This is a genomic window from Variovorax sp. S12S4, assembly GCF_023195515.1.
Lineage (GTDB): Bacteria > Pseudomonadota > Gammaproteobacteria > Burkholderiales > Burkholderiaceae_C > Variovorax.
On record NZ_JALPKR020000002.1, the window covers coordinates 5,465,570 to 5,475,891 of the forward strand.

Annotated in this window: 11 protein-coding genes; 10 read left to right on the forward strand and 1 reads right to left on the reverse strand. The window is 67.3% G+C overall.

Translation table 11 applies throughout. From position 1 onward, the window contains the following. Positions 1-9 precede the first annotated feature (9 nt). From M0765_RS26810 to M0765_RS26855, 10 genes are all read left to right on the forward strand, one after another. On the forward strand, positions 10-1,104 hold the full coding sequence (locus M0765_RS26810; RefSeq protein ID WP_258507318.1) for a glycosyltransferase: 1,095 nt from the start codon (positions 10-12) through the stop codon (positions 1,102-1,104). After that, the gene (locus tag M0765_RS26815; protein ID WP_258507321.1) at positions 1,104-2,045 is read left to right on the forward strand and encodes a hypothetical protein; all 942 of its coding nucleotides are present in this window, start codon (positions 1,104-1,106) and stop codon (positions 2,043-2,045) included. The genes M0765_RS26810 and M0765_RS26815 overlap by 1 nt, the downstream gene beginning before the upstream one ends. 40 nt (positions 2,046-2,085) lie before the next feature. Further along, the gene (locus M0765_RS26820) at positions 2,086-3,018 is read left to right on the forward strand and encodes a hypothetical protein (RefSeq protein WP_258507322.1); all 933 of its coding nucleotides are present in this window, start codon (positions 2,086-2,088) and stop codon (positions 3,016-3,018) included. Between the two features lie 29 nt (positions 3,019-3,047). After that, positions 3,048-4,313: a lipopolysaccharide biosynthesis protein gene (locus M0765_RS26825; protein WP_258507323.1), complete on the forward strand. Its 1,266-nt coding sequence runs from the start codon at positions 3,048-3,050 to the stop codon at positions 4,311-4,313. Further along, positions 4,310-5,590 carry a glycosyltransferase WbuB gene (locus M0765_RS26830; protein WP_258507324.1) on the forward strand — a complete coding sequence of 427 codons (1,281 nt, stop codon included), beginning with the start codon at positions 4,310-4,312 and terminating at the stop codon, positions 5,588-5,590. Before M0765_RS26825 ends, M0765_RS26830 begins: the two co-directional genes overlap by 4 nt. Positions 5,591-5,701: 111 nt before the next feature. Next, positions 5,702-6,490 (forward strand): LuxR C-terminal-related transcriptional regulator, encoded by a 789-nt coding sequence (locus M0765_RS26835; protein WP_258507325.1) that lies wholly within the window; start codon positions 5,702-5,704, stop codon positions 6,488-6,490. 35 nt (positions 6,491-6,525) lie between these two features. Next, positions 6,526-8,034, forward strand: coding sequence for a mannose-1-phosphate guanylyltransferase/mannose-6-phosphate isomerase (locus M0765_RS26840; protein WP_258507326.1), 1,509 nt, complete (start codon positions 6,526-6,528; stop codon positions 8,032-8,034). A gap of 60 nt (positions 8,035-8,094) precedes the next feature. Further along, entirely contained in the window at positions 8,095-8,379 is a 285-nt protein-coding gene (locus tag M0765_RS26845; protein WP_258507329.1) for a hypothetical protein, read from the forward strand. A gap of 37 nt (positions 8,380-8,416) precedes the next feature. Continuing rightward, entirely contained in the window at positions 8,417-9,013 is a 597-nt protein-coding gene (locus M0765_RS26850; protein WP_258507331.1) for a hypothetical protein, read from the forward strand. An 81-nt stretch (positions 9,014-9,094) separates the two neighbouring features. After that, the gene (locus M0765_RS26855) at positions 9,095-9,304 is read left to right on the forward strand and encodes a hypothetical protein (protein ID WP_258507333.1); all 210 of its coding nucleotides are present in this window, start codon (positions 9,095-9,097) and stop codon (positions 9,302-9,304) included. A 29-nt stretch (positions 9,305-9,333) separates the two neighbouring features. On the opposite strand, the gene M0765_RS26860 is transcribed toward M0765_RS26855, so the two are convergent. Then, positions 9,334-10,263 (reverse strand): hypothetical protein, encoded by a 930-nt coding sequence (locus M0765_RS26860; protein WP_258507334.1) that lies wholly within the window; start codon positions 10,261-10,263, stop codon positions 9,334-9,336. Between the last annotated feature and the right edge of the window lie 59 nt (positions 10,264-10,322).

Sequence of the window (10,322 nt, forward strand, 5' to 3'; positions counted from 1 at the left end):
GGCTTCACCATGTACAAATACCTCTTCTACGACTCGATCAGCCTCAACAAGGGCGCGGGCGGCGTGCTGAATGTGTCCGATCTTCTGCTGCGCAGGATGCGCATGTGCAAGGGCGACCACATCCAGCCGATCAGCGAGCGGCACCCGCGCATATACGCCGCGGCGCAGCGCCTGAAGATCAGCCGGTTCCTGCTGGAGATAGCGCTCTACAACTATCACCGGCTGAGGGCGCTGGTATCCGGCGAGACGGTGTTCTCGCTGTTCCCCAACTACTTCCTTCCGTTCACGCTTTTCGGGCGCCACCGCGATTCGATCGTGGTGGTGCACGACCTGCAGTACAAGGCCTATCCGCAGTATTTCAGCCGCACCAAGCGCCTGTGGCTCGACTGGTGCCTGCGGCGCGTGGCGCGCAGCGCGGCCGATGTGGTGTTCATCAGCAGGAGCAGCCAGCAGGATTTCGAGCGCTACTTCGGGCGCTGCGAGCACCCGAACGTCATCTTCAACCCGGTCGATGCGACGCGCTCGCCCGGCCCGCCGGGCCCGGTCAAGCCGGCACGCGCGGCGGCCATTGGCGAGCGCTACCTCATCGCCTCGTACCACTACTACCCGCACAAGAACTTCGACGGCACGCTGAAGCTGTTCGAGCGCATGAAGCGCGAGGGCCTGGTCGACTGGCTGGACGTTACCGGCAACGGCGCCGCGGAGGTGAAGCGGATGGCCGCCCGCATGGATCCCGCCATCAGCGGCTGCGTGCGCCACAGGGGAATGGTTTCGCGCAAGGAGCTGACGCAGCTGTACTGCGGCGCGGCGGCCTTCATTTCGCTGTCGGCGTTCGAGGGCTTCAACCTTTCCGCCGCCGAGGCCGCCACGCTGGGCGTGCCGCTGCTGCTGTCGGACATTCCGGTGCACAGGGAGCTGTTCGGCGACTACGCCTTCTTCATCGGCAACGGCTCCACCGACCTCGACGGTTTGTCGCGCTACCTGGCCGAGCACCGGGCCAAGCAGCCGGCCTGGCCGCTCGCCGAAGCTTGCGCACCGGGCACGGTGGCAAGGCGCTACCTCACGCTCAAGCATGAAGCCGTTTCGCTCGCGGGGGCCATGTGATGACCTGGCTTGCAGGCGCTCTTCGGCGGCTTCTCCCGGCATGGCTGCTGTGCGCGGCTTGCGCGGCGTCGGCCGCGCCGCCGATGACGGGCTTCGGGGTGATGGTGCATTACCTGCCCGACAAGCAGACCATTGCCGATGTGGCGCGATTCGATGCCGAGGCGCTTGCGGCATCGCTCGCACGCATGCGGGCCTCCTACCTCATCCTGACGCTCGGCCAGAACAACGGCCAGTTCATCGCGCCCAATGCCGCGCTGGAGCTGCTGTGCCCCGGCAGCATCGAGAACCGCCCGCCGCGCGACCTGCCGATGGAGATCGGCCGCGCCTTGCAGCGCCGTGGCATCGGGCTGGTGCTGTATTTGCCCTTCCGTGCGCCGCAGGGCGATGCCTACCTGATGGATTGCCTGGGCGATGTTTCGGAGCAGAAGCCGCCGCCCGCGCGCTTCATCGCCGGATGGACCGCGGTGGTCCGGGAATGGTCGGAACACTACGGCGCGCTGGCCAAGGGCTGGTGGTTCGACGGTGTCTACAACACCAAGGGCATGTCGGCCGAAGACTGGAACGGGCTCTGCGCCGCCGCGCGCACCGGTGCGCCCAAGCGGTGGCTCGCCTTCAACTCCGGCGAGGGGCCGCAGCGCTTCAGTGCCAAGGCCGCGCCGTGCCAGAACCTCATGGCGGGCGAGCTCCTGCAGCCTCCGGCGCCTTCGGTGCCTTCCACCACCCCCGCATCGGGCCTGGCGTTCCACGTGCTCACGCCGCTCGGCGCGTCGTGGGGCCAGACCACTGCGCCTCGCTTCACGGCCGCCCAGGTGCGCGACTGGATCGCCGATGCGAAAGCGCGCGGCGGGCTGTTCACGCTCGATCTGCCGCTGGACTCGGACTACCGCTTTCTACCCACGCACATCGCGCTGGTGCGCAGCGCCACCGCGCCGCGGCCCTGAGTGCCGACCCACGACCAACGCCATCTTTTTTCCATAGCCCATGACCAACGCTCTCGCATTCATCGTGGTGGAAGACCGCCAGAACAAGACCCTGCTGCTGTGCCGCGAGTCCGCGGCCCGGGCCGAGGAGCATCTCGTCGTGCTGGCGGGCACCGACGCCGGCCCCGACTACGAGCGCCTGTGCAGCCACTATGTGCACTTGTCGAGCAATTCGCCGGAGTTCGAGAAGATCTGCTTCCGGCGCTACTTCCTCCTGGCCGAATATCTCAAGGCGCATCCGGAGTGCCGCGAGTTCGTGCTGATCGACAGCGACGTGCTGCTGTTTCGCGGCGTCGGCGCGCACATACGGCGCGTGGCCGGAAAGGCGGATTTCTCCGGCTCCTACATGCGCCCCCGCGACGGCTGGGACCCATGCCAGATATCGCCGCACGTGAGCTACTGGACCGCGATGGGCCTGCAGCGCTTCATCGCCTTTGTGCTCAACACCTACGCCACGCCCGCCGGCCGCCGCAAGCTGCGCGCGATTGCGGCGCGGTTCGCAGCCCGCGGCGTGCGCGGCGGCGTGTCCGACATGACGCTGCTCCACCTCTGGGCCCAGGCGAGCGGCAATGCGGATCCGATCAACCGCGTGTTCGGCGGACGGATGATCGACCACAACATCAACGGCGGCCACAACCTGCTGTTGAACGAATTCCAGGCCCGGGGCGGCGCCAAGCGCATCGTGTATGTCGACGGCCAGCCCAGCGTGGTCACGCCGGCCGGCGAGCTGGTGGGCGTGATGGCCCTGCACTTCCAGGGCAGCGCAAAGATGGCCATGTCGCACGTGCTGCATGGCCGCGTGCACACGGCCGCCGCGCTGACGTATGTGCTGCAGGCGGCGCGCCGCGCCAAGAACTGGGCCTTCGGCCGCGGCCTGCTCGCGCAGCGTGCCGCCGGCGCCGGCCCATTCGCGGGCGCCTCCGCGCCGAAATGACGCGGCCCGGCACGCAACAGGCGCAGGCCATGAACCTCCTCGACCGCTCCATCACGCTGCCCGGCTTTCGCGCCGTGCAGTTGCGCGGCCTGGGTGCGCTGGCTTCGCGACTGTATGCCTACCTGTCGGGCTTCCTGGCCGTCTTTCTGATGGCGGCGTATGTCTCGCCCGCGGAGTTCGGCGAGTACTCGATCTACCAGTCGGTGCTGGAAGCGGCACTGGTGGTGGGCACGCTGGGCAGTTCGCTTCTCTTTTCGCGCGAAGCCGGCAGCGTGCCGCCGGGCGTGCGCCGGGGCGACGTGCTGCGCACCCTGGCCATCGGCATTCCGCTGGCCACGCTGCTGATCGTGCTGATCCTGAAGGTTCAGCACCTGCCGGTGGCGGGCGCGCCCTTTGTGCTGATGGTATCCACGCTGGCGGTGTTCTCGTTCATCAGCCTGCGCCTTTCCTACAGCCGGGGGCTGGGCTATGCGGGGCTGCTCAACCTGGAGACGGGCATCCGCTCGAGCATTCTGGTGCTGGGCATCGCGGCGCTCATCGTGCTGGGGTCCGAGCTGGGTGCCTGGCAGCTGCTGCTCATCAACCTCTTGGCCTTTTTGATCGTGGGCGCGGCCAGCATGCGCACGGGCTGGGCTGCAGGTCCGCCGCGCGGCCGGCCGGCGCTGCGCCTGCAGTCGCAGGGCGGCGCCACCGTTTATTCGCTGCTGATGTTCCTGCTTCGCAAGTCGGACCTGCTGGTGGTCGCCTTCTTCATGCCGCTCGGATACGTGGGCGCTTTCAAGGTCGCGTTTCTGCTGGCGGAAGCACCGTCGCAGTTCGTGCAGGCATTTCTCTATACGAAGACGCGCGCCATGCTGGGTGCCGAGGCCGGCAAGCTCGATGCGTCGACGCTGCAGCTGGCCAAGCAATCGTTCCTGCTGGGCTGCGTGCTCTTCGCCGGCCTGGCCGCGCTGATCACGGTGGCCGCGCCGCTGCTGAAGGTGGGGCACGAGGCGCTGGAGATCTTTCTGTGCATTGCGCCGTACTTCCTGCTGCGCACCTACACGATCCACCACGAGATGCTGCTCGCGCTCAAGAGCCCGGTGGCCGCACTCGGTGGCTGGGCATTGCTCGAAGTGGCGCTGCGGCTTGTGTCCTACGGCGTGGTGGTGTCGGTTTTTCCCGGCAAGCCGCACTACGTTTTCTTCATCGCCTTCTTCACCGACTTTCTTCTCTACGAAGTGCGCATGCGCGCGCTGTTCGGCTTCTACCCGATCGTGCGGCTGGTCCGCGGTTCCTTTGAAAGGGCATCGTGAAAATTCTGCTTTACTCGATGAACTTCACGCCCGAGCTGGTCGGCATTGGCAAGTACTCGGGCGAAATGGCGCAGTGGCTGCATGCAAAGGGCCACGACGTGCGCGTGATCGCATCGCCGCCCTTCTTTCCGAACTGGGCGCCGTTCGAGGGGTATTCGGCCTGGGCCTACCGCAAGACCGATTGGAACGGCATCACGGTCTGGCGCGCGCCGACCTGGATACCCGCACGCCCGCGGGCGCTCGCGCGCCTGGCGCATCTGTTCTCGTTCATGGTGTCGAGCTTGCCCTTGCTCTTCGCGCAGATCCGCTGGAAGCCGGACGTGGTCTTCGTGGTCGAGCCGCCCCTTTTCTGCGCGCCGTCCGCGCTCCTCTTCTCGCGGATGCTCGGCATCAAGTCGTGGCTGCACATCCAGGACTACGAGGTGGACGCCGCCTTTGGCATGGGCCTGGTGCGCGGCGCGCGGGTGCGGCGCTTCGCGCTCTCGGTGGAACGCTGGCTGCTTGGCCGGTTCACCCGCGTATCGACCATCTCGGCCGCCATGCTCGACAAGGCGAAGGACAAGGGCATTGACGAAACCCGGCTGGTGCTGCTGCCCAACTGGGTGGATGTGCGCTCGATCTTTCCGCAACCCGCCGATGCGCCGGATGCGGGCGGCGCCACCGGCTACCGGAGCATGCTCGGCATTCCGGCGGACGAGGTGGTGGTGCTCTATGCGGGCAGCCTGGGCGCCAAGCAGGGCATCGAGTTGCTGGCCGATGCGGCGCACCGCCTGGTCGCGGCGGCGCATATCCACTTCGTGTTCTGCGGCAACGGCCCGAGCCGCGAGCCGCTGAAGGCAGCCTGCGCAAACTTGCCGCGCGTTCACTTCATCGACCTGCAGCCTGCCGAGCGGCTCAACGAACTGCTGGGCATGGCGGACATCCACGTGCTGCCGCAGCGCGCCGACGCCGCGGACCTGGTGATGCCTTCGAAGCTGGCCGGCATGCTCGCGAGCGGCAAGGCCGTGATCGTGACGGCCCATGCGGGCACCGAGCTGAGCAACGTGGTGTCCGGCCGCGGCATGGTGGTTGCCCCCGGCGATGCGGACGCGCTGGCCGACGCCATCGCGCAGCTTGCGATGTCTCGCCCGCAACGCGAAGCCATGGGCGCGGCCGCCCGTTCGTTCGCGGAAACAGAGCTGGACCGCAACGCCATTCTCCAGCGCCTGGAGCGCGAACTGATGCGCTGCGTGGCCGAGCCGCTCGCGGTTCCCGCCCCCACCGGATCCAGGCCATGACTCTTTCAAAGCTGCCTGCAAAGGCTTCCAAAGTGCCGGCCCCCGAGGGCCGGCGTATCTCGATGCAAACGTGAAACCTCCTCCAACCCTAACAACTCTCTAGGAACCTTCATGTCCGACACCGCGCCTCACTCTTCCGACTCCCCTGACTCCGCTCGGGCGTCCGAGCGCCGCACGGTTTATCCGTCCGGCGTCTGTCCTCCGGCCGAACCGCTGTGGCCGCATTTCCTGACGGGGCAGGAAGACGCCCCGGTTCGCGTGCTGCTCGTCGACGACGACGAGTTCATGCGCCGCGTGATTGCCCAAGAGCTGCTGTCGGACATGCGCATCCAGCTGGAGGCGCAGGCCGGCAGCGTGCGCGACGGCCGCCGCCTGCTGGCGACCCATGAATTCGACGTGCTGATGGTCGACCTCCGGCTCGGCGACGGATCCGGCTTCGAACTCATTCGCGAGGCGCGCAAGCTGCATCGCTACTGCGAAATCATCGTCATCTCGGCCATGGAAGACGACGCCCACGTGATGCACGCCTTCGAGCTTGGCGCCACGGGCTACCTGCTCAAGCACGCCTGGCTGCAGAGCTTTGCGCAGGCCGTGCTGCAGGTGGTGAACGGCGGCGCGGCCATCACGCCCAAGCTGGCGCGCCGGCTGCTGACACGCATGAACCAGCACACCAGCGAGCCGCCCCCGGTAGAAGCACCGCAGCGCGAGGTAACGCTGACGACGCGCGAGCGCGAAGTGCTCCGCTGCGTGGCGCGCGGCTGCGTGTCGAAGGAGATCAGCATGAGGCTCGGAATCTCGGGGCAGACGGTCAACGCCCACATCAAGAACATCTACAAGAAGCTGCAGGTGCATTCGCGCGCGCAGGCGGTGAGCTTCGCCACCAACACCGGGCAGCTCTGAGCGCGCCGGCCTTCACCTTCATCAAGGACGTTGTCATGAACACCCCCACCATCCATCCCGTCGTGCTCTGCGGAGGCAGCGGCACTCGCCTGTGGCCGCTCTCGCGCAAGACGCTTCCCAAGCAGTTCGCACCGCTGATCGGCGACAAGAGCCTGCTGCAGATGACGCTGGAGCGCCTGTGCAGCCTGAACAGCAACATCACCTGCATCGCATCGGAAGACCACCGCTTCCTGGTGCGCGAGGCCGTCGAGAAAGCCGGTGCCACCGGGCGGCAGATCCTGGAGCCGATGGCGCGCAACACCGCGGCGGCCATGGCGGCTGCGGCACTGCTCGCCAACAAGGACGACCTGCTTCTGTTCGCCCCCTCCGACCACCACATTCCCGACACGCCGCTGTTCGCCGAGACGATACGGCGCGGCGTCGATGCGGCGCTGGCCGGGCATATCGTGACCTTCGGCGTGATGCCTTCCTTTGCGAGCACTGCCTATGGCTACATCGAAGCCGGCGCCGTGTCGGCCGACGGCTGCAGCCGGGCCGTGGTGCGCTTCGTCGAAAAGCCCACGGCGTCGGTGGCCGAATCGCTGATCCTGCACGGCGGCTACAGCTGGAACGCGGGCATCTTCCTGGTGCAGGCAAGTACGCTGATTGCGGCGTTGAACGCGCACGCCCCCGACATCCTGCTGGCCTGCCAGCGTGCAACCGCCGGTGTTTCGAGCGAAGGCAGTTTCGACCGCCTGGACCCGGAGGCCTTCCAAGCCTGCCGCAGCGACAGCATCGACTATGCGGTGCTCGAAAAGCAGCAGAACATTGCCGTGGTGAAGTTCGAAGGCGCCTGGAGCGACGTGGGAAGCTGGAACGCCGTGGCCACGCTGCATCCGGAAGACGGAACCGGCAACCGCCTGAGCGGCCAGGCCAGGACGCTGCGTGCGCGCAATACCTTCATTCATGCGCCGCACCGGCCGGTGGTGGCCCTGGGCACCGAGGACCTGATCATCGTGGACACCCCCGACGCCGTGCTGGTGGCGAAGGCGGATTGCGCCGAGCAGGTCGGCGAGGTGGTGCGCATGCTCGCGCAGCAAGGCCAGGCCGAAGCGACCGAACACCGGCGGGTGGTGCGGCCTTGGGGCGCCTACGACAGGCTCGACTTCGGCGACCGCTTCCAGGTGAAGCGCCTCACCGTGAATCCGGGCGCCAAGCTGTCGCTGCAAATGCACCACCACCGCGCCGAGCATTGGATTGTGGTGCGCGGCACCGCCAAGGCCACCTGCGACGGCCAGGTCAGCCTGGTGCGGGAGAACGAATCCATCTACCTGCCCTCGGGCGCGATCCACCGGCTCGAAAACCCGGGCAAGACCATGCTCGAAGTGATCGAGGTGCAGACCGGCAGCTACCTGGGCGAGGACGACATCGTGCGCTTCGACGACACCTACGGCCGCTGCGCCTCCATCAGGGCGCAGCCCGAAACGGCGACGGCGATGCCGCCCGAAGCGCTGGCTGCAAGCGCCAGCGCGAGTGCGGGTGCACAGCTAGCGGCACACCCCTGACATACGCGGCAACAACGCCACCGGAGGACGGGGCTGTTGCCATCACGTAGCATCCGGCCCATGAGCTACACAGTGAACCTGATCGACTTTCCCGATGCACCGGCCGAAGTCATTTCCGCGGCGGAGTCGCGCTTCCGGCGCGAACTCGACAAGCTGCTGGGAGACGGCGTGGCGCAGGCGCTGAAGGCCTTCGAAAACGCCCGCGAGTCGAGTGCCGACGAGTTGACGAAAGACGAGATCGCGCTGGCCGCAAACTGGGCCAAGGCCTACGAAGCCGCCAAGACCGCGGGCTTTCGCGCGCTGGGCGAGGCCGACGAAGCGTATTTCGAAGTCCGGCCGGACTGACGGCCGAGGCAGCCACCCCGTTTCAGGCAGGCCCTTCATGACGAAGCGTTGGCCTGCCCTGATCTTGACGGCCGCAGCCCTGCTCGCGGGCTGCACCGCGCCGCCCGCGAGACCTCCCGTCGCCTCGGCTCCGGCCGCCAGTGCGGTGCAATGGCAGTACGTGCGCTCGACCTCGTACGAGGCCGGGCAGCCCGGCCTGGGCGTCAGCCACCGGTATCAAAGCAACGTGGGCTGGGTCGACGTCTACGTGTACGGCATGAAGCGCAGCGACTGGGCCGCCGGCGTCGCCGACCCGGAGTTCGACGAGCACTTCAAGGCCGCCGTGGAAGAGGTCCGGCTTGCGGGCGCGAGAGGCGTCTATGCCAAGGTGGAAGTCGGCCCGGTGCGCGATGAGCTGATCGACGGGCAGGCCTTCCGGCGCGTGAGCTTTCGCGTGCTGCACGCCCAGAGCCAGAAGACCTACGAGTCGTTCACCTTTCTGACGGGGCGCAACGGCCGGTTGCTGAAATACCGCATGTCCTTCGTCACGCCGGCGCCGGCCAATCTGGATGCCATTGCCCGCGAATTCATCGAGCGCAACCTGCGCAGCGGGCCGGACATGCCACGGGCCATGCACCCTCTCCTCAGCATTTGAGACGGCGCAAATATACTGTACGTTCATACAGTGTTTCCTCTAGAATTACTCGTCTCCCAGAGCAACATTCGAGGCGACACCATGACCACCGCCAGCCCGCCAGCGCCTTCTGCGCGGATCCTGTTTTTTTCGCCGCTGAGGCGCTCGCAGCCGCGCCCGCATGCGGGCCGCATTTCGACCTGGCCTTTTCGCGTGGTCTCCGACAAGGAGCGCGGCGACGGCAAGGACATCCGCCTGCAGGCGGCCCGCGTCATCCGCACCACGGCCGAAGAGTGGTGGCCTGAGTCCTAGTGATTTGCAACGGCCGCGCAGGCCGTCATTCAGGGCGCATCGTCGCCCAGCATGTCCTGCGCATCGTCATCGAAGCCCGCAATGGGCTGCGCCTTTGCAAGCGCCAGCCACACGCCGAACGGAATGCGCTCGAACGCGCGGTGCACGGCCGCGCGCGCCACCACCAGCCGTTCGCCTTCTAGCACCAGCACGCCGCACTCCTGCGGAATTTCGTCGGGCGACGCAATGCAGCGGCCCCGCGCGTCGTTGCCCAGCACATACCAGCACTCGCCACCCAGGTCGAGGTAGGCCGCGCGCTTGTCGGGCTTGCGCAGGTCGCCCAGCAGGTCGGCGCGGCTCACCTTCACCTCGTGCACGATGGGGTGCGCATAGGCTTCCACGCTGGTATTGCGAATGGAAAACACATCGGGCTTTGCAATGCACCAGCGCGGTTTGCCGCCCTCTTCGAGCGGTGGCAGGCGCGCCCGCAGGCCGAGGCCGCGCCATGCGATGCGGCCGCCGCGCGTCATTTCGCGTGCCACGCGTTCAACCAATGCCTCGTGCGGCGAGAGCGCCGCGCGGTTGATGGTGAGCGTGGTGGCAATGCGTGCAATGCCGGCGTCCGTCACACGCAAGGTCTCGTGGCCGTGCGGCGTGCGCACGCGCTCGAGAAATCCGCCGGCCAGCAGTTCGACCTCGATGGTGTCGCAGCAGGGCCAGCCGGCCGAGCGATAGATTTCACGCAGCCGACGCGCGTGCGCCTTTCCGAAAGGCACCTCGCCGGTTTTCTGCATGGGCGGCGGCGGATCGATCACCGGCGGCGGAAAGCCGGGGTCGGTGAACGGCGGCTCCGCGGGCGGCGGATCGCCTTCCGGCGGCGGCCCGGGCTGCGGTGGCGGCATGGGAATGGGTACATCGGGCGCAGGCGGCGGCGGACCGATCGGCAAGGCCACGACGGGATCAAGTGCAAGTGCGGACATGGAAGAAGCAGGTTAGCGAAAAGTGGCCGGTTGCGCGAGCCATGGAACGATCGGTTGCA

Bases quoted from the DNA above. Each gene is read 5' to 3' on its own strand.
- M0765_RS26845 (WP_258507329.1), top strand. From the start codon at position 8,095: ATGAGCTACACAGTGAACCTGATCGACTTTCCCGATGCACCGGCCGAA.
- M0765_RS26810 (WP_258507318.1), top strand. From the start codon at position 10: ATGTACAAATACCTCTTCTACGACTCGATCAGCCTCAACAAGGGCGCG.
- M0765_RS26835 (WP_258507325.1), top strand. From the start codon at position 5,702: ATGTCCGACACCGCGCCTCACTCTTCCGACTCCCCTGACTCCGCTCGG.
- M0765_RS26860 (WP_258507334.1), bottom strand. From the start codon at position 10,263: ATGTCCGCACTTGCACTTGATCCCGTCGTGGCCTTGCCGATCGGTCCG.
- M0765_RS26840 (WP_258507326.1), top strand. From the start codon at position 6,526: ATGAACACCCCCACCATCCATCCCGTCGTGCTCTGCGGAGGCAGCGGC.
- M0765_RS26855 (WP_258507333.1), top strand. From the start codon at position 9,095: ATGACCACCGCCAGCCCGCCAGCGCCTTCTGCGCGGATCCTGTTTTTT.
- M0765_RS26815 (WP_258507321.1), top strand. From the start codon at position 1,104: ATGACCTGGCTTGCAGGCGCTCTTCGGCGGCTTCTCCCGGCATGGCTG.
- M0765_RS26850 (WP_258507331.1), top strand. From the start codon at position 8,417: ATGACGAAGCGTTGGCCTGCCCTGATCTTGACGGCCGCAGCCCTGCTC.
- M0765_RS26820 (WP_258507322.1), top strand. From the start codon at position 2,086: ATGACCAACGCTCTCGCATTCATCGTGGTGGAAGACCGCCAGAACAAG.
- M0765_RS26825 (WP_258507323.1), top strand. From the start codon at position 3,048: ATGAACCTCCTCGACCGCTCCATCACGCTGCCCGGCTTTCGCGCCGTG.